Annotated in this window: 22 protein-coding genes; 3 read left to right on the plus strand and 19 right to left on the minus strand. The window is 53.6% G+C overall.

The window, feature by feature from the left end; translation table 11 throughout:
• Nucleotides 1-77: 77 nt before the first annotated feature.
• The 7 genes from EVJ33_RS09020 to glyA all read right to left on the minus strand — a co-directional run bounded on the left by EVJ33_RS09020 (nt 78) and on the right by glyA (nt 6,800).
• Nucleotides 78-1,307, minus strand: a complete 1,230-nt coding sequence (locus EVJ33_RS09020; protein WP_131436395.1) for a hypothetical protein — start codon at nt 1,305-1,307, stop codon at nt 78-80.
• A gap of 128 nt (nt 1,308-1,435) precedes the next feature.
• Nucleotides 1,436-2,125 (minus strand): hypothetical protein, encoded by a 690-nt coding sequence (locus EVJ33_RS09025; RefSeq protein ID WP_236634582.1) that lies wholly within the window; start codon nt 2,123-2,125, stop codon nt 1,436-1,438.
• A gap of 116 nt (nt 2,126-2,241) precedes the next feature.
• Nucleotides 2,242-3,480: a HAMP domain-containing sensor histidine kinase gene (locus tag EVJ33_RS09030; protein WP_131436399.1), complete on the minus strand. Its 1,239-nt coding sequence runs from the start codon at nt 3,478-3,480 to the stop codon at nt 2,242-2,244.
• 1 nt (nt 3,481) lies between these two features.
• Complete coding sequence (locus tag EVJ33_RS09035; RefSeq protein ID WP_021066121.1) at nt 3,482-4,159, minus strand: response regulator transcription factor; 678 nt, start codon at nt 4,157-4,159, stop codon at nt 3,482-3,484.
• Between the two features lie 70 nt (nt 4,160-4,229).
• Nucleotides 4,230-4,499: a hypothetical protein gene (locus tag EVJ33_RS09040; RefSeq protein ID WP_131436401.1), complete on the minus strand. Its 270-nt coding sequence runs from the start codon at nt 4,497-4,499 to the stop codon at nt 4,230-4,232.
• Between the two features lie 108 nt (nt 4,500-4,607).
• Entirely contained in the window at nt 4,608-5,543 is a 936-nt protein-coding gene (locus EVJ33_RS09045) for a hypothetical protein (protein ID WP_131436403.1), read from the minus strand.
• A gap of 3 nt (nt 5,544-5,546) precedes the next feature.
• Nucleotides 5,547-6,800 carry a serine hydroxymethyltransferase gene (gene glyA / locus EVJ33_RS09050; RefSeq protein ID WP_131436405.1) on the minus strand — a complete coding sequence of 418 codons (1,254 nt, stop codon included), beginning with the start codon at nt 6,798-6,800 and terminating at the stop codon, nt 5,547-5,549.
• A gap of 129 nt (nt 6,801-6,929) precedes the next feature.
• On the opposite strand from glyA, the gene EVJ33_RS09055 reads away from it, so the two are divergent.
• Nucleotides 6,930-7,715: an alpha/beta hydrolase gene (locus EVJ33_RS09055; RefSeq protein WP_131436407.1), complete on the plus strand. Its 786-nt coding sequence runs from the start codon at nt 6,930-6,932 to the stop codon at nt 7,713-7,715.
• A gap of 35 nt (nt 7,716-7,750) precedes the next feature.
• Here EVJ33_RS09055 and EVJ33_RS09060 read toward each other — a convergent pair whose 3' ends face one another.
• From EVJ33_RS09060 to rho, 10 genes are all read right to left on the minus strand, one after another.
• The gene (locus EVJ33_RS09060; RefSeq protein ID WP_131436409.1) at nt 7,751-8,284 is read right to left on the minus strand and encodes a TIGR01440 family protein; all 534 of its coding nucleotides are present in this window, start codon (nt 8,282-8,284) and stop codon (nt 7,751-7,753) included.
• Nucleotides 8,285-8,289: 5 nt separating this feature from the next.
• The gene (rpiB, locus tag EVJ33_RS09065; protein ID WP_071398367.1) at nt 8,290-8,730 is read right to left on the minus strand and encodes a ribose 5-phosphate isomerase B; all 441 of its coding nucleotides are present in this window, start codon (nt 8,728-8,730) and stop codon (nt 8,290-8,292) included.
• Between the two features lie 4 nt (nt 8,731-8,734).
• Nucleotides 8,735-9,235, minus strand: coding sequence for a low molecular weight protein arginine phosphatase (locus EVJ33_RS09070; protein ID WP_131436411.1), 501 nt, complete (start codon nt 9,233-9,235; stop codon nt 8,735-8,737).
• Nucleotides 9,236-9,257: 22 nt separating this feature from the next.
• On the minus strand, nt 9,258-10,268 hold the full coding sequence (locus EVJ33_RS09075; RefSeq protein ID WP_131436413.1) for an L-threonylcarbamoyladenylate synthase: 1,011 nt from the start codon (nt 10,266-10,268) through the stop codon (nt 9,258-9,260).
• Entirely contained in the window at nt 10,234-11,106 is an 873-nt protein-coding gene (gene prmC / locus EVJ33_RS09080) for a peptide chain release factor N(5)-glutamine methyltransferase (protein WP_131436440.1), read from the minus strand. The genes EVJ33_RS09075 and prmC overlap by 35 nt, the downstream gene beginning before the upstream one ends.
• Nucleotides 11,106-12,176, minus strand: coding sequence for a peptide chain release factor 1 (prfA, locus tag EVJ33_RS09085; protein ID WP_114165369.1), 1,071 nt, complete (start codon nt 12,174-12,176; stop codon nt 11,106-11,108). The genes prmC and prfA overlap by 1 nt, the downstream gene beginning before the upstream one ends.
• A gap of 78 nt (nt 12,177-12,254) precedes the next feature.
• On the minus strand, nt 12,255-12,866 hold the full coding sequence (locus tag EVJ33_RS09090) for a thymidine kinase (RefSeq protein WP_131436414.1): 612 nt from the start codon (nt 12,864-12,866) through the stop codon (nt 12,255-12,257).
• Nucleotides 12,867-12,982: 116 nt separating this feature from the next.
• Nucleotides 12,983-14,206: a cation:proton antiporter gene (locus EVJ33_RS09095; RefSeq protein WP_131436416.1), complete on the minus strand. Its 1,224-nt coding sequence runs from the start codon at nt 14,204-14,206 to the stop codon at nt 12,983-12,985.
• A 99-nt stretch (nt 14,207-14,305) separates the two neighbouring features.
• On the minus strand, nt 14,306-14,548 hold the full coding sequence (locus tag EVJ33_RS09100; protein ID WP_021066109.1) for a type B 50S ribosomal protein L31: 243 nt from the start codon (nt 14,546-14,548) through the stop codon (nt 14,306-14,308).
• An 82-nt stretch (nt 14,549-14,630) separates the two neighbouring features.
• Nucleotides 14,631-15,971, minus strand: coding sequence for a transcription termination factor Rho (rho, locus tag EVJ33_RS09105; RefSeq protein WP_021066108.1), 1,341 nt, complete (start codon nt 15,969-15,971; stop codon nt 14,631-14,633).
• A gap of 377 nt (nt 15,972-16,348) precedes the next feature.
• On the opposite strand from rho, the gene EVJ33_RS09110 reads away from it, so the two are divergent.
• The gene (locus EVJ33_RS09110; RefSeq protein WP_131436418.1) at nt 16,349-17,050 is read left to right on the plus strand and encodes a C40 family peptidase; all 702 of its coding nucleotides are present in this window, start codon (nt 16,349-16,351) and stop codon (nt 17,048-17,050) included.
• 23 nt (nt 17,051-17,073) lie between these two features.
• Here the strand turns inward: EVJ33_RS09110 and EVJ33_RS09115 are convergent, their stop codons facing one another.
• Nucleotides 17,074-17,580 (minus strand): DUF421 domain-containing protein, encoded by a 507-nt coding sequence (locus EVJ33_RS09115; protein WP_131436420.1) that lies wholly within the window; start codon nt 17,578-17,580, stop codon nt 17,074-17,076.
• Nucleotides 17,581-17,698: 118 nt separating this feature from the next.
• Between EVJ33_RS09115 and EVJ33_RS09120 the strand changes: the two genes are divergently transcribed.
• Nucleotides 17,699-18,097: a hypothetical protein gene (locus EVJ33_RS09120; RefSeq protein WP_131436422.1), complete on the plus strand. Its 399-nt coding sequence runs from the start codon at nt 17,699-17,701 to the stop codon at nt 18,095-18,097.
• Between the two features lie 10 nt (nt 18,098-18,107).
• Here EVJ33_RS09120 and EVJ33_RS09125 read toward each other — a convergent pair.
• A partial coding sequence (locus EVJ33_RS09125) for an ABC transporter permease (protein WP_131436424.1) occupies nt 18,108-18,667 on the minus strand: 560 nt, incomplete at its 5' end.

The following is an 18,667-nucleotide window of genomic DNA, read 5'->3' on the forward strand; positions in this document are numbered from 1 at the left end:
TAGTGTCAATTTGACAACAAAAAACCGCTTCACGACATGAAAGTGTCATGAAACGGGTAATAGAATAAGTTATTTGGTCATATGTACGTATCCAGCATCGACTCTAATTCGAGTCGATCAATCAAGTAAACCTGTTTCGTCTCGATATCCATCAATTGAAGGGTATCTTCCCCTTCCTCCATCCAGACGTCAAACCGTTGTTCGGTCAATTGCTCATAAACCGCGATTGTGCCACATTGTTCCCCGGTCAGTTCTTTACTACTCGGCTTCACATGCGATAACAATTCAAACAGGTCGCTCGTACTCGGACCACCGAGATGCGCGATTTTTGTCTCGGTCTCATATGTCGCCAAACGCATCGACTTTTTTTGCTCCGATGTAATCGTCAACTCACCGGCTCCAGGACGTTTCACCGTCCCCCATACTTCGATCACGGTCCCATAACGTTCTGACAACTCGGTCGATGCCTGCTCGGTGATTTCTCCAATTGGTGCACTGGATAGGACGACCCGCTTCAAGAGTCGACGTGCATTCGAATCTGATGGGAAAACAACTTCTAACGAGTCGATGGCGACGTGTTCGCCAGTGAAAAGGGATGAGAAGACGGTACGTTCCCACGCATCTTCCCTTCCAATCTGGAGCGCAATCCGTTGATCCGCCAATTGCGTTAAGAACGCAAAACCTTCATTTTTGCCACTTTCGAAGACGAATAATTTCGGCTCGATCAATTGACCTGTCGCTACACCATCCTGAAAGACTTCGTACGCGACGTGGAGCGCACCCCGGTCCGGCGTATGGTAACGGAAGACAGAACCTGGGATCATCGTCTCGTGCGCTTCATTGACTGAGAAAGACTGTAACACGTTTTCGCCGTTCGGTTCGGGAATGAACGAGAACGTGTCACCGACATCGATTTCAAGAAGATTCGCCGTAACGGCAGTCTCGAACTCTACGATTTCATCTGTCAGGAAGACGCGTGCGTTTTGCTCGTTACTGTTCAAGCACGAGACGTAGCGAGCGTCCCCGCTCCGCCAATATTTAATGGTCTTGCTGCCCAACTCGTTGTAGAAAGGATGACGGAATGTGATTGTCGCCACTTCGGCCCGGCGTATCGGCAACACGCCTGTCGGTTTTTGTTCACAATAGTTCAATAATCGCGACTTTAACGCGGACGTCAACGGGACGTTTTGATCTTGTTGAATCGCGTACGTCGACAATGGTCGCAAATTGAGCGCGTTGATTTCGTTCACCCCGCACCCGCTCAATAAGAGTGTAGCTAACCCGATTAACCTAATCACATCTTTCATCCCGCTCGCTCCTTTCACATATATTTGGGCACTATCACCTAAAATTTTCTTTTTCACTTTATCATACAATAATAATTTCTTATACAGTTAGAAGAACACACAAAAAATGCCACTTGTGTGGCATTTTTTTAGTCGTCATCTCGGTCGTCGGCTTGGTCATCTTGATCGTCGCTTTGATTATCTTGATCATCCCGGTCATCCTCACGTTCAATCTCTTTCACTTGCTGTTGAAGGTTCAACTCGAGTTTGACACGGTCACCGGCTTTTGGCGCCTCGTCGTCAAGCTCGTAGCGGCTCGCGAGTTTGAACGTCTCTGACTTGCCGTCACGCTCGATTGTCACGTCACGATTCGACAGGCTGACGAACGTGCCGTAGATGTCGAAGTCGTCACTCTCACGGTCGACTTCCTTCACTTCCTCGTTTTGATTGAATTCCAATTTGACGCGGTCCCCTGCTTTCGGTGTATCGTCGTCAATCTCATGACGGTCCGCGAGCGGATACGTCGATTCTTTACCGCTGAAGCTGATCGTCACGTCACGGTCTGATAGGCTGACGAGGGTACCATACAATTCATAATCATCGTCATCGACCGAACGGACCGGTGTATCGTTCGATGCTGATCCTTCTGACGAAGTGGCTGCTTCTTGACTCGCATCATCTTGCGCATCGTCTGCGGCATCATTCGTTCCGCTGTTCACGCTATCGACCGCGCGTGGAACGATGACCGTGTCCGTCTTTTCGTTCGCGACATACAACCCGATTCCGGCGACGGCTAGTACCGCCAACCCGACTCCTAATATCCATCCGATTAATTTCATGATGTTTCCTCCTCGTTTCATGTGGTGAACTTGTTCTACATCTTCATCATAGAACGGTGACCTTACAGCACCACGAGGATTCCATTAGAAAATGATGAGAATCTGCGAAAGTTTTGTCATTTTGTGACGTAGAAGACGCTGCCGTCCGGCGCGTTCGCATAACTGCCGACCGTCCATCCGTTCAAATCCGCCACTTCCTTGGCGATGGCGAGACCAAGTCCGCTACCACTCCGGTCCCGTGCCTCATCAAGTCGATAGAACCGATCAAATAACCGTGCCCGGTCCTCCTCATTGAGCATCGTCCCATGGTCGCGCACTTCGATGCGATCCGGCGTCATCGTCACGCTCGTGTCAGTCGCATACTTCAAGCTGTTGTCGATGAAGATGATGACGAGCCGTTGCAACGAATCGCGATGCCCCTGCCATGCTCCCATCGCCTCGATTGGCACGTGGACCCCATGCGATCGTTCAAACCGCTCGGTCAATTGTCCGGCCAATTCGTTCAGCTCGATCGGCTCGGTCTCCACTTCTTCAAGTGAGGAGAAACGGCTCAACTCGAGCATCGGTTCAATCAAGTCTTCGCGCATTTGTCTGGATTCGGTCAAAATATGGTCGATCGCCTCGTCACGGACGGCCGGGTCGCTCTGTCCCCAGCGCCGGAGCAGTTTGGCGTATCCTTCGATGACGGTGAGCGGTGTCTTCAGTTCATGTGAAACATCAGCGACGAAGCGCCGTTGTTGCTCCATCGACCCTTCGACCCGGCCAATCATCTGATTGAAGCCGGTCGCGAGCGTCGACACTTCATCTTGGCTCGTGCCCACATCGATCGTCTCGAGCGTGCCCGATTCCGTGATTCGTTCCATCGTCGTTTCGAGACGGCGGAGCGGAATGAGTCCTTGCCTGACGATCCACAGACTGCAGACGAACGTCATCGCCACGGCGATCAAGAAGATGACGAGAAAAATCGTCGCGAGCGTCTGGAGCGTCTCGCTGACGGCCGCGTCTTGAAACGCATAGCCGAGCCCGTTCGATGTCGCGATGACGAACCAATCTTCGACGAGGGCAGGTTCGCCAAAATTGACGGGAAACCGCAGACCTTCCTCGGCCTGTCCGCCGATGATGCCCCAATCACCGTTCGCTTGTCGCTCGAGCACGACACTGTCCTCGTGCAACGACAAGACGGCTTGCCGATTCCGCTCGTCTTCTTCGAGCAAGTTGAGCGCTTGGCGCAAGACGTCATAGCGGGCGTCGACGATTTGTTGGCGTGAGACGAGCCAGGCGACGCCGAACGAGGTGATGAGGAGGAACAACATGAACCCCGCCATCGCCAAGGCGATTTTCGTCCGTAATTTCATCTTATTCACCACGCTTCAACATATAGCCGACGCCTCGGACCGTCTGAATCCAAGATCCGCCGAGTTTCTTTCGAACGTAACGGACATAGACGTCAACGACGTTCGTGTCTCCGTAATAATCGAAACCCCAGACATGCTCGACGAGTTGGTCGCGCGTGAGCACCCGCTCCGGATGTTCGAGCAGATAGACGAGCAAATCGAACTCACGTCGGGTCAAGTCGACTTTTTGCCCCTCGCAGATTACTTCGTGGCGATTGACGTCGACGGTCAGCCCTTCATAAGATAAGACCCGTTCACTCGTATCAACTTGGACGTGTTGCCGCATCCGTAAGAACGCCCGAATCCGTGCGAGCAACTCTTCCATTTCGAACGGTTTCGTGATGTAATCGTCGGCTCCGAGGTCGAGCCCACTCACTTTATCGTAGCGGTCCCCGCGTGCCGTCACCATCAATACCGGGAGGAGCGGCTGCTCTTCTTTGACGCGGCGCACGACTTCGAGTCCGCTCATCTGAGGCAACATGACGTCGAGCAACATCAAGTCAATCCCGCCGGTGAGCGCCCGGTCGAGCCCGGCCCTCCCGTCATGGGCGACCTCGACTTGATAACCGGCATGCATGAGTTCAAGTTCGAGCAGTCTGGCAATTTTAGCATCGTCTTCGACGACGAGAATCGTAGGCATGATGTTCATCCTTTCTCAAAAAAACGCCGAGCAGTCCGCCCGACGCATCATTTATGTGTTCCCGGATTCCTCAATCAAAAAACGGGCGAACCGCTTCCGGAATCGCTTGTTCGACGCGTAGCTCGAGCGAGTCGCCGATTTGGTCAAACCTCGTCTCAAATCCTTCTACTTGAAACGCCACATCGGTCCCGACTTGGGCGATTTCGTCAAGCCAAGCGTTACCGGTCAAGGTGAATAATAAGAAGCCGGCGATTCCTGCCGCCATAAGTGTCAATGCGAGCGCACCGACGGCCACTCCTCGAATCAATCTTCCAATCTTTCCTCTGCTAGTTGAACGCATATGTCCCTCTCCCTTATCCTTTTTCTTTACTGTACGGGAGCGAGCTGAGAAAGAACGGTGAAACAGATTAGAATTTGATGAGAAAAAAGGCCACAGCGCGCTGCGACCTCATTCTTCTTCGAGCACCGATTTGGCAATCGGAGCCCAATACGTCCCGTCCATGGCGGCGACCTCGGCGAGCGTCGTCCGGTACGTGTCGTCCCCGGCCTTCTTCTCGGCGATGCCTTTCATCCATAGAACGTCCGCCTTATACCCCGACTCTGGATAACTGTCGACGTAGGCGGCATAGTCATCGATCTCCGCTTCGCCGAGCTTGTTGTCGACGAGCAACCGATAAAACCCGACCGCCTGCTCCTGCCCGGCTTTCGCTTTGCCGACGAGAAGCGCATCGGCTTCCTCGTATCGTTTGTCCGAGACGAGCGTCTCGACTTTAGATAGCGGGATGACAGCCGGTGCCTCAGGCGACGCGACCGTCTCGTCTGTCTCATCCTCCGTTTGCAACGCCTCGTTCGCTTCCTCGAGTCGTGCGACTTCTTGCTCGAGTTCTTCTAACCGTTTCGCAAGCGCCTCGTCTTCGGTCACTGTCATGACTCGTTCGTCGGATGCGGTCGGCGTCACTGGAGGCGGCGCCGAATCCGGCCAAAAGGCGAGCGCAACCAGCCCGAGTGCGACGACGAGCGGCAGGCCGAGCCAAGTCTTGTCCCATTTGAAGGCGTTACGCCAGTCCGACAAGTCCGCGTGACCGATGACAGCCGGCGAGAACGAACGAAAGCGGCGCTTGGCCGCCTTCTTTCCGTTCGCTTTCACTTCGAGCGCGAGCCCGAGCCGATGAAACGCCGCCGGCACTTTCATCCCGAGAAGCGGTACGATCCGTTCACTTGCCTCGATATAATAGCCGTGGTCGAGTAGCGTCGTGACGACACCGAACTCGTTCGCGACGAGGCGAAACGTCGGGTCGTGCTCCCCTTTTCTTGCGAGCCATTCTGTCATATCGATGAGCGGCAGTTCCGCGAGTTCCCGATCTGCGAGTGTCCGTACGTCCATTCGTCAGCCTCGTTCAGGATAGAGCGGGAACTTCGCCGTCAACGTGCGCACGGCTTCGTGCGCTTCGGCGAGTACCGCCTCATCTTCATGGTTCGTCAAGACACGTCCGATCAGGCGAGCGACTTCACGCATGTCATCTTCTTTCAATCCGCGTGTCGTCATCGCTGCCGTCCCGAGTCGAATCCCACTCGTGACGAACGGTGATGCCGGATCGAATGGAATCGTATTTTTGTTGACCGTGATACCGGCCGCGTCGAGCGCGTGCTCAGCCGCTTTCCCGGTAATGTCGATGCCGCGGAGGTCAACGAGGAGAAGGTGGTTATCCGTACCGCCCGATACGATGCGGAGCCCTTCCTCTTCTAGCCCTTGCGCGAGCACTTGTGCGTTCTTGATGACTTGTGCCTGATAATCTTTGAACTCAGGTTGAAGCGCTTCTCCGAACGCCACTGCCTTCGCAGCGATGACGTGCATGAGCGGACCGCCTTGAATCCCTGGGAAAATCGACTTGTCAATCGCCTTGGCGAACTCTTCTTTACAGAGAATCATGCCGCCGCGTGGACCACGAAGCGTCTTGTGTGTCGTCGTCGTCACGAAATGCGCGTGCTCGACCGGGTTCGGGTGAAGCCCGGCCGCGACGAGACCGGCGATGTGGGCCATGTCGACCATGAGGTAGGCACCGACGCTATCAGCGATTTCACGGAACTTAGCGAAATCGATCGTCCGTGGGTACGCCGAAGCACCCGCGACGATGAGTTTTGGTTTATGTTCTTTCGCGAGGGCAGCGACAACGTCGTAATCGATATGTTCTGTCTCTTTGTCCACACCGTATTCGACGAAGTTGTATTGAACGCCTGAGAAGTTGACCGGACTTCCGTGCGTCAAATGACCACCGTGTGACAAGTTCATGCCGAGCACCGTGTCACCAGCTTCAAGGACTGTAAAGTAGACGGCCATGTTCGCTTGGGCACCCGAGTGCGGTTGGACGTTGGCGTGTTCTGCACCGAACAGCTCTTTCGCGCGGTCGCGGGCCAAGTTCTCAGCCACGTCGACAAACTCACACCCACCGTAGTAACGGCGACCTGGATAACCTTCTGCATACTTGTTTGTGAGCACGCCGCCTTGCGCTTCCATGACTGCTTCTGAGACAAAATTCTCCGAGGCAATGAGTTCGATGTTCTCGCGTTGACGTCCAAGCTCGTGTTGCATTGCTTCAAACAATTCCGCATCCTGCACTTTCAACTTCGTCGTGTTTACCATGTTGAAACCCCCTCTGAATGTCTAAAAATCAACACCCCCATCGTAACATATGCTTCTTTTTTTGGGTATCGTCTAATCAGAGGTCAAGTTGGGTATCATAATGAAGAAGACGATTAGAGGAGGATTTGTATGATTGAGACAAAACAGATCACGATTACCCCGTTTGAACGCGAGCGGACGGTTCGGATTTATACACCTGCGGATTACGACACGACGGACAAACGTTACCCCGTGCTCTATATGCATGACGGACAGAACGTGTTCGCTGACGAGGACGCGAGCTACAAGATGAGCTGGCGCGCAGGCGAGTATTTAGATGCTTCGAAACGTGACTTGATCATCGTCGGCATTGACAGCGCCCCAGGCGAGATGCGGCTCGACGAATACGGCCCGTGGGAAAACCCGTACATCGGCGAGAGCCTGCTCGGCCAAGACGTAGCGCTCGGTGGCCAAGGATCGGCTTATATCGAATATATCGCCCAAGAGTTGAAGCCGATGATTGATGCGAACTATCGGACGAATCCGGACGAGACGGCGATGATGGGCAGCTCGATGGGGGGCTTAATCTCGATTTACGCCGCTTGCGTCTATCCCGACGTCTTCAAACGCGTCGCTTCGTTGTCCTCGGCGTTCTGGTTCAACCAGACCGAGCTCGAGCAGTTGATCGAGTCAAGCGATTTGAGTGGTGTCGAACGTCTGTATATGGATGTCGGCCGCAAAGAAGTCGAGCAACCGACCGCGGACGGACCGACGAACGAGATGTATCTCGAGTCGAGCGAACGCGTCTATGCGCTCCTCCGTGACAAAGTCGACCACATCCGCTTCGAGGTCATCGAGGAAGGCGTGCATAACGAGCTCGCTTGGCGTGAACGGTTCCCGATGGTCCTTTCCTACTTGTTCAGTGAAGACTTATAACGCAAACGAAAGCCGGTCATCGCGACCGGCTTTCGTTATTTCGCTGGATAATGGGCACGCGGGCCGCCAATCAGTTTCGGCCGCGTGACGGCGAATGTGACATACGCCTCACCGAGCTGCTTCGCCGACAATCGGACCGGGATCGCGACCGACTTCAAGTGCATGCCGATCAACGTCGACCCGATATCGATGCCGGCATCTGCTTGAATCGATTCGACGACGCACGGAGCCTCGAAGCTCTCATACGCCTTCTCGGCCATCGCCCCGCCCGCTGCGCGGACCGGCACGACCGTCACTTCCGTCAAACCGAACTGTTTTTGCGTCCGGCGCTCGACCGTGAGCGCTCGATTGATATGTTCACACCCTTGGAAGGCAAGATGGACACCGGTCTTGTCGCGAAACGTCAGAAACGCTTCGATGAAGTCCGATGCCACATCAATCGACCCGGCTTTCCCAATCGTCTTCCCGACGACCTCACTCGTCGAACAACCGATGACGAGAATCTTTTCCTCATCTAACGGAAACCGTTCATGCAACTCCGTCAACAAGTTCAAAAGCTCCGCCTTCATCGCCGTCACTTCGTTTCGTAAGCGCTCATCTTGTCGACACGGTTCGAGTGGCGTCCGCCCTCGAAGTCTGTATCGAGCCACGTCGCCACCAAGTCAATCGCAAGCCCTGGTCCGATGACGCGCTCGCCCATCGTCATGATGTTCGAGTCGTTGTGTTGACGCGTCGCTTTTGCGCTGAACGAGTCGTGCACGAGTGCCGCCCGGATGCCTTTCACTTTGTTGGCAGCGATGCCGATGCCAATCCCAGTCCCGCAAATCAAGATGCCACGGTCGAACTCGCCGGCTGCGACAGCTTCAGCGACCGGAATGGCCACGTCTGGGTAATCGATCGACTCGGCCGAGTGTGTCCCGAAGTCCTTATACTCATGACCGAGCTCTTCCAATAGTCCGATGATGTCTTTCTTCAAGTTGAATCCGCCATGATCGGCGCCAATTGCGATTTTCATTCGTTCATTCCCCCGTCTTCTTTGGTAGGCGTCTCGGTGGTTTCGTCACCTTTGACCCGTCATTCGTCAATTTTAGCACAAGTCGGTTCACGAGTGGTTCGAGTTCATTTCGAACTTGGCGATAGACGTTCATCGACCCTCCGAACGGATCGTTGATATCACGCTCGAGTCCCGTAACGAACTCATATAACGTGAACGTACGGTCAGCCAAATCCGGATTCGTGTCCCGAATCTGTTCACGATGCGCCCGCGTCATCGTCAAGATGACGTCCGCCCAACGTCCGAGGACGTCGTCGAATGTCTGCGTCACATGATCGAGCTCAATCCCTCGTTCACGCAACACTTGGAGTGCATTTTCTGATGCGTCGAACCCTTGCATCGTCCGAAGACCGGCTGAACGAATATCAAACTCGTCCCCCGTCACCTTCGAGCGAAGCAGGGCCATCGCCATCGGGCTTCGGCATGTGTTGCCACTACATATGAATAATACGCGTTTCATTGACATCGCGTGATCCTCCTCTATGTCCTTAAGCCTCTTCCTGTGGACGGATGACTTTACCACCTGCCGCCTTGTAGAGGCGGTTATAGACGGCAAGAGCGACTCCCGTCGGTTCAATCCGATTCACGTAAATCTCTTCCACATCCGTCTCATCAAACTTTCGCAACGCCTCGTACAAACGCCGGGCCGCTATCTCCATCGAAATCCCGAGAGAGAGGGTGACGTCAGCCGGGGTCGTCGCTTCATCGAATACGAGTGCGCCAACTCGCTTGCCCGCCGCCTGCCGCGTCGCAATGACACGGATGAGGTCGTCGCGTCCTCCTTCAACTAAATAAAGAGGTGCGCTCGGAGCGTAGTGGGTGTACTTCATTCCTGGTGATCGTGGCGCAGCTGATTCATCGCTCAAGTTGGCATCGAGAATGACCGGGCCGATGACCGACTCAATTGCTTCTTTCGTCACGCCGCCCGGACGTAAAATCGTCGCCGGTTCCGTCGTGCAGTCGATCACGGTCGATTCGACACCGATGCCTGTCGGTCCCCCATCCATAATACCCGCGATCCGACCGGTCAAATCATCTGCCACGTGCCGGGCCGACGTCGGGGATGGACGTCCCGAACGGTTCGCACTTGGTGCTGCCAGTCCAAGACCGGACGTGCGGATCAAATCGAGTGCGGCCGGGTGATCCGGCATCCGCAATCCAATCGAATCAAGACCAGCTGTCACAAGTGACGACGCCCGACCGTTCGACGGTAAGATGATGGTCAAGGCACCGGGCCAAAACGCGTCCATCAAGCGTCTCGCGACCGGCGGGATGGTTTGCGCGAAATGCTCGGCCTGTTCGACCGAGGCCACATGGACGATGAGCGGGTTGTCAGACGGTCTGCCTTTCGCCTCAAAAATCTTTTTGATAGCGACATCGTTCGTCGCATCTCCAGCGAGTCCGTAGACGGTTTCCGTCGGCATGGCGATCACCTCGCCCGTCCGCAAGAGACGTACCCCTTCCTCAACTTCTGTCGGCTTGATCCATTTCGTTTCCATGCGCAATCCCTTCCCTCACGGCGTAGACGATTCGGTCTTTGCCGTTTATATCTTTTAAAATACCCGTTTCTGCTTCAGGATAACGTTCGGACAGGTACGATTTCACAACTTGTCCTTGATTATACCCGATTTCAAATGCAATCAATTGCCAATCGGCACACAAGACGCGCATCGAGTCGGCGATTATTTTTCGATAAAACTCGAGTCCGTCCGCTCCTCCGAACAAAGCAAGGTGAGGTTCATAGCTCGCGACCGTCTCGTCGAGCAGTTCATCCGCCTCGATATAAGGCGGATTCGAGACGAGGACGCGAATCGAATGATTGGCAATCGGGGTGAGGCAGTCTCCTTCATGGAAGGACACATCGGCCCCGAGTGATGCTGCGTTTCGTTTCGCGACAGCGATCGCTTCCCGGGAAATATCGACCGTTTGGACGCGGACGCCGAGTTCGAGACTGAGCGTGACGGCGATCGCGCCGCTTCCCGTCCCGATATCGACGATCTCATCATCGGCCACGTCTTGCACATGCTCGACGACCCATTCAATCAATTCTTCCGTCTCCGGGCGCGGAATCAAGACGTCACGATTGACCTCGAACATCCGTCCGAAAAACGGGGCGTGACCGATTAAGTGTTGCACCGGTTCGCCCGCAATCAAACGCTCGAACCCTGCTTCAAACGATGCTTCTTCTTCCGGTGTCAATTCGTCTGACAAACGGATGAGCAGTCCTGTCCGGTCGACGTCGAGGACGTGCATGAGCCACCACTCTGCTGTCGAGGCGTCACGATTCATCGCCAACAGATCCCGTTCCGCTTGTTTCAGCTTCGCCGCGATCCGCATCAATCGACATCCTCCATCAGACGGGCCTGTTCGTCCATGACAAGGGCGTCGATGATATCTTCAAGTTCCCCGGCGAGGACACGGTCGAGCTTTTGAAGTGTCAGTCCGATACGGTGATCGGTCACACGGCTCTGTGGGAAATTATACGTCCGAATCCGCTCCGAACGGTCACCCGTTCCGACGGCAGATTTCCGTTGTGCCGACAGTTCTTCGAGGTGCTCGCTCTGCATCTTGTCATAGAGACGGGCCCGGAGGACTTTGAGCGCTTTATCTTTGTTTTTATGCTGCGACTTCTCATCCTGACACGAGACGACGAGCCCCGATGGGATGTGCGTCAAGCGCACGGCCGATTGGGTCGTGTTGACTGACTGACCTCCCGGACCAGAGGATGTGAACGTATCGACGCGAACGTCTTTCATATCGATGTGTACTTCGACGTCTTCCGCTTCCGGCAACACCGCGACGGTCGCCGTCGACGTGTGGATGCGTCCGCCCGACTCGGTCGACGGGACGCGTTGAACCCGGTGCGCCCCATTCTCGAACTTCAGTTTCGAGTAGGCGCCGGTCCCGTTGATCAGGAACGTCACTTCTTTGAAACCGCCAAGTTCTGTGTAGTTGGCGTCAATCAATTCGGCTTTCCAGTTCTGACGTTCGGCGAACCGTGTGTACATCTTGTACAAGTCGCCCGCGAACAGGGCCGCCTCGTCCCCGCCGGCCGCCCCGCGAATCTCGACGATGACGTTCTTGTCGTCGTTCGGGTCTTTCGGCAATAAAAGTACACGCAGTTTCGCCTCGAGCGCCTTCACTTCAGGCTCGAGGAGCGTCATCTCTTCTTTGGCGAGCTCGCGCATGTCGGCATCGAGCGTGCGGTCCTCAAGCATGAGTTTCGCTTCTTTATACGCCGTGCTCGTCTCTTTATAGTGGCGGTACGCCTGTACCGTCTCCTCGAGTTGCGATTGTTCTTTTGAATATTGTCGTAATTTATTCGCATCGCTGAGCACTTCTGGGTCAGCGAGCATCTCATTTAATTGCATATAGCGTTCTTCTAATACGCTCAAACGGTCAAACATGATGATCCGTCCTTTCTCCGTCAAATCGAACTGTCTTCATTATAGCAAAAAACGAACCGCCGGGGCGGTCCGTTGACGTCAGTCGGCCACTGTATGGCGGACCGGGCGTGGTTTATTCGGGACGTCATGGCAATGGCGGCAACGCGGTTCGTATGACTCCGAGGCGCCGACCAAGATCACCGGGTCCTCGAAACGAGCCGGTTCTCCGTCAATCAATCGTTGCGTCCGCGAAGCCGGCGCTCCGCATGATAGGCAAATCGCCTGCAACTTCGTGACGAACTCCGCACGCGACAACAGTTCTGGCATCATCGTGAACGGCTCACCTCGGAAGTCCATATCGAGTCCGGCGCAGATGACACGTTTGTCTTCTGACGCCAATTGCTCAATCACATCGACGATTCCTTCGTCGAAAAATTGGACCTCATCGATGGCGATGACTTGCGTCTCTTCACGCACCGCATCGTACATATCTTGACTCGATTGAATCGGCACGGCCACGACCGAGTTGCCGCTATGTGAGACGACATTCTCTTCGTGGTACCGGTCGTCGATCGCTGGTTTGAACACTTGGACAGGGATTTTACCGTAATGCGCCCGACGGACACGGCGGATGAGTTCCTCCGACTTCCCAGAAAACATACTCCCACAAATCACTTCAATCCAACCGTAACGGTTCGTCACATGCATCATTCTACTTCGCCCTCTCCTTCGTTAATCGCTTTCCGATTATAACCATCTTTCGGTCACAGGAAAAGGGTTGACTTCTAACAAAAATCGGAACGGCATGCTACCGTCCCGATTTTGCTTCATTCGTCTGCCGCTTCTTCTTTTTTATAATCGATCAACTGCAATTTTCGAGCGAGCGGACGAATCGTCAATCCGTGCAATGTCACGGAAATAAAGACGAGCCCGATCGTGAGCGGTAGCATTTGCGACGCGTCAGCAATACCAAGATGCGCCACTTCCTCTGCGAAGAAACCGGCGACCGTCATCGCGACAATTCCACGCGGTGCAATCCATCCGATGAAGCCGCGCTCACTGAGCGGAAGGCCGACCCCCATCGTCGATCCGTAAATCGCGAGCGGACGGACGAGAAACAAAATACCGGCAATTGTCAGCAGGAGCGGCCATTGGAAGATGTTGAGCAGTTCATCGCGTGATAACGACGCCGTCAACAAGATAAACACCGATGAGATGAGCAAGATCGAGATGTCTTCTTTAAATGATTGTAACTCCTCGATGATCTCCTCATCACGATGTTTCGTATTCGCCATCGTCATCCCCATCGCTGTCACGGCGAGCAGACCGACTTCATGCATCATAAATTCACTCAATGAAAACAAAATCAAGACGGCCGTCAACGTGACCGAGGCCCGGAGATAACGAGGGATTTTCTCACCGACAAACCAACCCATCAACACGTGCCCGAACAAGTAACCGAGACCGATGCCGACGAGACAAGCGCCCGCGAACAATAATTGCATCCATAAGTCCATTCCTTCGTAAACGATATAGCCAATGCGGATGACGAACAAACCGAGGAGAGCACCGACCGGGTCGACGATGATCCCTTCCCATTTCAAAATGGCACCGACGCGATCTTTCAAATGCGCCTGGCGTAACAACGGGATGACGACCGTCGGACCAGTGACGACGAACAACGCCCCCATCGTCCAAGCCACGACCCAATGCAGGCCCCCGACGTATTGAATCAACAGTGAGGCCCCGACGAACGACAACGTCACGCCAATCGTCACGATACGGACGATGGACCGGCGAAATTGATTGATTTCACTAAAGTGGAGGCCGAGGCTTCCCTCGAACAAAATAATGGCGACCGCAAACGAAATGATTGGACTATACAGTTCACCGAGCAGCTCGCGCGGGTCGAACAATCCAAAAATCGGTCCGGCCAATATACCTGCGACCGTCATGACGATGATGGCCGGGATTTGATAGCGCCAGGCTAACCATTGCGACAATATGCCGACCCCGATCAATAAACTGATACTAATCAGCACGAATTCCATAAAAGCCCCCTCACGTCAGTCTTTCGTCTATTTACCCATCAGAAGACAATAAAAAACCGCCAAGGGCAATCCCTAGGCGGTGTGCATACAAGTTGACGATTAACGTTGGTACTTCTTGTTGAAGCGCTCGATACGACCGTCTGCAGATGCGAATTTCTGGCGACCTGTGTAGAACGGGTGCGAGTCAGAAGATACATCGACACGGATGAGTGGGTATTCATTACCATCTTCCATCGTGATTGTCTCGTTAGAGTAACGAGTCGAACCAGAGATGAATTTGAACTCAGTCGTCGAGTCCATGAATACGACTTTACGGTATTCTGGGTGGATTCCTTGTTTCATTGCTTTTCAACTCCTTCGGCCCTAAGTATTCTTTCAACCTAGAGAAAGTTCACTAGAATATAATAGCACCCGGTTCACGGATTTACAAGTCCGTTTTCGTTTTTTTCACTGGCCGGCGACTCTTTTTCTTATCGGCCTCGAGCGCCGCAAAAAAGTCGAGGTTCGTTTTCGTTTCGCGGACCCGGCGCAAGAACTGATCGACGAAGTCTGGTGACTCGTTCATCGTGCGACGAATTGTCCAAAGCGAGTCGAGTTCGCCTTTGCCGAGCAGCAATTCTTCTTTGCGCGTTCCCGAACGACGGATGTCGATGGCCGGGAAGATTCGGCGTTCCGCGAGCTTCCGGTCGAGGTGGAGCTCCATGTTCCCCGTCCCTTTGAACTCTTCATAGATGACGTCGTCCATGCGTGACCCCGTGTCGACGAGCGCCGTACCGAGGATCGTCAAACTGCCGCCGTCCTCGATGTTACGGGCCGCCCCAAAGAACTTCTTCGGTTTATGGAACGCGGCCGGATCAATCCCGCCGGAGAGCGTTCGACCACTTGGCGGGACAGACAAGTTGTACGCTCGCGTCAGACGGGTGATCGAGTCGAGCAAGATGACGACGTCCTTCTTATGTTCGACGAGCCGCATCGCCCGCTCTAAGACGAGTTCCGAAATCCGGGCATGGTTTTCCGGTGTCTCGTCAAACGTCGAGTAGGCGACGTCTGCGCCCGGCACTGAGCGCTGGATGTCCGTCACTTCTTCTGGCCGTTCGTCAATCAAGAGAATGATCAACTCGACGTTCGGATGGTTCGTCGTGATCGAGTTGGCGATCTCTTTTAAAAGCGATGTCTTCCCAGCTTTCGGCGGGGCGACAATCAACCCACGCTGTCCAAATCCGACAGGCGCGATCATGTCCATGACGCGGACCGACAAGTGATTCGGTTCCGTCTCGAGCACCATCTGCTGTTCCGGATAAATCGGCGTGAGCGCCGGGAAGTAATCCCGATTCCGGGTCGAGTCGGTCGTCTCACCGTTTACCGCCTCGACACTGAGCAGCCCTTGGAACCGTTCGTTCTCTTTCGGTTTCCGGACTTTCCCCGTCACGAGGTCACCGTTGCGAAGATTAAAGCGCCGGATTTGCGAGGCGGCGATGTAGATATCTTCAGACGATTGAGAGTAGTTGATTGGTCGGAGGAAACCGAAGCCGCCATCGTTTTGGGATTGTGGATTCGGCGGGATAATCTCAAGGATGCCTTCGAGGAAATAAAGATCTTTCGATTCAGCCTGTGATTTTAAAATCCGAAACATGAGCTCGCGCTTGCGTGCCTCTCGATATTGGGGCACGTTCACTTCTTTCGCGATCTCATATAATTCTTTCAACGTCTTCGTCTCGAGTTCCCGAAGCGTGTAATTTTTAGCCGGTTCTGTCGTTTGACTCATTCAAGTCACCTGTCTTTCATGATTCTATATTTAAAAAGTAAACGTTCAGTCCTCATTCATCTAATCACAATTTGATCGAACCGTCACTGTTTGAAAAACGGCTTTATGTCAGTCTATTCCCCTGTTATTGAAAACATAACAGCCTTTCCCCTTCCTATGTAACAAACAAGTCTCTATTCTCGCATATTGTTTCAAATATATTACAAGAAAACTGTTTTTGTCTTGTGATTGAAAAATGCCATCGGTCTTGCGCATGATATAGTTTATTTGCACAGGAAACCGGGTAACATACGCAACTTGTGCTCTAAACTTGTTTACACACATCGACCATATACAGCCACTTAGGGTTTTATTTTAAAAAACGGAGGGAAAACAATATGTTAAAGCGTTTCGCATCTATCATTGTCGCTGCCACTCTCGCTTTCTCGGGTCTTGCTTTCACAACAGGTGAACAAGCAGAAGCTGCTAGCGGAAAGTTCGCTTACTCGAAAGTTAACGGTTTGAACATTCGCACAGCACCGTCGCTCACATCGAAAGTTTCAGCAAAAATGAACAAAGGCCAACGCTATACATACCTCGGTAAAGTTGGTTCGTTCTACAAAATCAACTATAAAGGGACTCACCGTTATATCTCAGCTTCATCGACGTATACGTACTTGAAAGCGACGAGCTCGAAGACAACGACTGCGAAAAAAGTAACAACGTCTTCTTCAAGCGCCCGTTCAAAATTGGTTGCTGAGTCGAAGAAGTACCTCGGTACACCTTACCGTTACGGCGGAACGACAACTGCTGGATTTGACTGCTCAGGTTACACAGGTCACGTTTACAAGAAAGCCATCAACAAATCGATTCCACGTGATTCTCGCTCGCAATACGCAAACTCGAAAAAAGTTTCGAAGTCAGCGATTCAAGCCGGTGATCTCGTGTTCTTCTCACACAACGGTCGCACAATCCAACACGTTGGAATGGCACTTAGCAAAACGCAAATGATCAACTCTGAAACAGGCGGTGTTAAATACGCCAGCTTCACATCAGGTTACTGGGCACCACGTTATGTCGGTGCAGGCACGTACCTCTAATTCAAATGATCAAACGACCCGGTTCATTGGAACCGGGTCGTTTTTTTCGTCTCGACGTTTCGTAACACCGTGTCCGTGCTCGTCAACACCGAGAACGTCCCATCCGTCTCCAAGACGACGGCCTCGACTTGATTGAAATCCGTACCGCTCGATCGAATCGCCTGCAACACTTCGATCTCGAGCACCCGTTCACGGCGCATCGTCTCCTCTAAATAAGCACCGTCATAGTAAAGCAGTGCCGGCGTCGACTTGATCAGTTGATTCACCCGTTTTGACCGGGTCGCCAACTTGGCCATGACGTATTGCATGAACACGAGTGTCGCAAACGCGGTCAGTCCGTTCAATAACGGCGTCTGTCGACTCGTCAGTGTCGTGGCTAAAATCGATCCGAGCGCGACGGTGACGATAAAATCGAAAGCGTTCATTTTAGCGAGTGTCCGTTTACCGGAGACTCGCAAGATGAGGATGATCGCCAAGTAGGCACCTACCCCGGTCAGTATGATTTGTATCATTGTTCTCAGTTGATCCATCGTCTCCCTCCTTCTCTACTGCTGTTCCACGAAGCGCATCGATTCAATCCCTGTTCATCTTCCGTTCATCTGGCTTCGTTACGATAAAGCCATCACCTTGAAGGAGTTGTTTTACACCATGGAAAACGTTTGGAGTCTTCGTTTGATTCGCCTCGCCGCCTTGTTTGGTGTCATCGGGACGGCGATCGGTTCGCATATGTCCGGGGCCGGCAGTTATGCCTTTCGTCCGATCCATGCCCATATCTTGCTCGCCGGTTGGTTATCGGTCTTCGCCTGGGGCGTGTTCTATCGTGTCTATTCGGTCCGAAACCAACTGCTCGTCACGATTCACGGATGGACGGCCGTCATCGGATCAATCGGATTGACGAGCGGCATGTGGTTCTATACGATGAACCCGTTCCAATGGAATGAGACCGTCACCCTCGTCTACTTCATCATCGGGGGCACGGTCTCCTTAATCAGTTTTGTTCTCTTTTTGATTGTCACGTTTATGATCGACCAGGACGAGCGGGTATGATTCCCGCTCGTCATTTTTGTTTCAAGGCACCACGCGCGTTCGTCGCCGCAAACACGACCATGATGACGCTCATTGCCCCGGCGACAGCTAGTCCGGCCGATAACGCGCTCCAGTCGATCGTCGGTTGTGTCAAGACGGCACGCATCCCTTCAAAGATGTACGTCGTCGGATTAAACGTCGCCGCCACTTTGAGCCATTCCGCCTCAATCAACTCTTTCGGGACGAACGTCGTCGACAAGAAGATGAGCGGGAAGAACAAAAGTGTCCCGGCTTGGGCGGCCTGAGCGTTCCGTGTCTTCAAGGCGACGCCGACCGAGTAGCCGGCAAAACCGAGGCCGAATCCGATGGCGAGCAATACCGTGAACAAGAAACCAGGCAGGCCGACCGGGATCGACAAACCGAGCAAGAACGCCACCCCGAAGATGAGGAGTGTCTGGACGAGCAGTTGTAGCATCCCGGCAATCATCGGGCCGAGCACGATCGCCGTCCGCGTCGCCGGAGTCAGAAGCAAGCGGGCGAAATAGCCGCTCTCGATATCACGTACGAGCGCCTGCCCCGTCCCACCGGCCC

Source organism: Exiguobacterium sp. SL-10 (assembly GCF_004337025.1).
In the GTDB taxonomy this organism is placed as follows: domain Bacteria; phylum Bacillota; class Bacilli; order Exiguobacteriales; family Exiguobacteriaceae; genus Exiguobacterium.

Coding starts and splice junctions, on each gene's coding strand:
- EVJ33_RS09020 (WP_131436395.1), bottom strand. CDS start 1,307: ATGAAAGATGTGATTAGGTTAATCGGGTTAGCTACACTCTTATTGAGC.
- EVJ33_RS09025 (WP_236634582.1), bottom strand. CDS start 2,125: ATGAAATTAATCGGATGGATATTAGGAGTCGGGTTGGCGGTACTAGCC.
- EVJ33_RS09030 (WP_131436399.1), bottom strand. CDS start 3,480: ATGAAATTACGGACGAAAATCGCCTTGGCGATGGCGGGGTTCATGTTG.
- EVJ33_RS09035 (WP_021066121.1), bottom strand. CDS start 4,159: ATGCCTACGATTCTCGTCGTCGAAGACGATGCTAAAATTGCCAGACTG.
- EVJ33_RS09040 (WP_131436401.1), bottom strand. CDS start 4,499: ATGCGTTCAACTAGCAGAGGAAAGATTGGAAGATTGATTCGAGGAGTG.
- EVJ33_RS09045 (WP_131436403.1), bottom strand. CDS start 5,543: ATGGACGTACGGACACTCGCAGATCGGGAACTCGCGGAACTGCCGCTC.
- glyA (WP_131436405.1), bottom strand. CDS start 6,800: ATGGTAAACACGACGAAGTTGAAAGTGCAGGATGCGGAATTGTTTGAA.
- EVJ33_RS09055 (WP_131436407.1), top strand. CDS start 6,930: ATGATTGAGACAAAACAGATCACGATTACCCCGTTTGAACGCGAGCGG.
- EVJ33_RS09060 (WP_131436409.1), bottom strand. CDS start 8,284: ATGAAGGCGGAGCTTTTGAACTTGTTGACGGAGTTGCATGAACGGTTT.
- rpiB (WP_071398367.1), bottom strand. CDS start 8,730: ATGAAAATCGCAATTGGCGCCGATCATGGCGGATTCAACTTGAAGAAA.
- EVJ33_RS09070 (WP_131436411.1), bottom strand. CDS start 9,235: ATGTCAATGAAACGCGTATTATTCATATGTAGTGGCAACACATGCCGA.
- EVJ33_RS09075 (WP_131436413.1), bottom strand. CDS start 10,268: ATGGAAACGAAATGGATCAAGCCGACAGAAGTTGAGGAAGGGGTACGT.
- prmC (WP_131436440.1), bottom strand. CDS start 11,106: ATGCGGATCGCGGCGAAGCTGAAACAAGCGGAACGGGATCTGTTGGCG.
- prfA (WP_114165369.1), bottom strand. CDS start 12,176: ATGTTTGACCGTTTGAGCGTATTAGAAGAACGCTATATGCAATTAAAT.
- EVJ33_RS09090 (WP_131436414.1), bottom strand. CDS start 12,866: ATGATGCATGTGACGAACCGTTACGGTTGGATTGAAGTGATTTGTGGG.
- EVJ33_RS09095 (WP_131436416.1), bottom strand. CDS start 14,206: ATGGAATTCGTGCTGATTAGTATCAGTTTATTGATCGGGGTCGGCATA.
- EVJ33_RS09100 (WP_021066109.1), bottom strand. CDS start 14,548: ATGAAACAAGGAATCCACCCAGAATACCGTAAAGTCGTATTCATGGAC.
- rho (WP_021066108.1), bottom strand. CDS start 15,971: ATGAGTCAAACGACAGAACCGGCTAAAAATTACACGCTTCGGGAACTC.
- EVJ33_RS09110 (WP_131436418.1), top strand. CDS start 16,349: ATGTTAAAGCGTTTCGCATCTATCATTGTCGCTGCCACTCTCGCTTTC.
- EVJ33_RS09115 (WP_131436420.1), bottom strand. CDS start 17,580: ATGGATCAACTGAGAACAATGATACAAATCATACTGACCGGGGTAGGT.
- EVJ33_RS09120 (WP_131436422.1), top strand. CDS start 17,699: ATGGAAAACGTTTGGAGTCTTCGTTTGATTCGCCTCGCCGCCTTGTTT.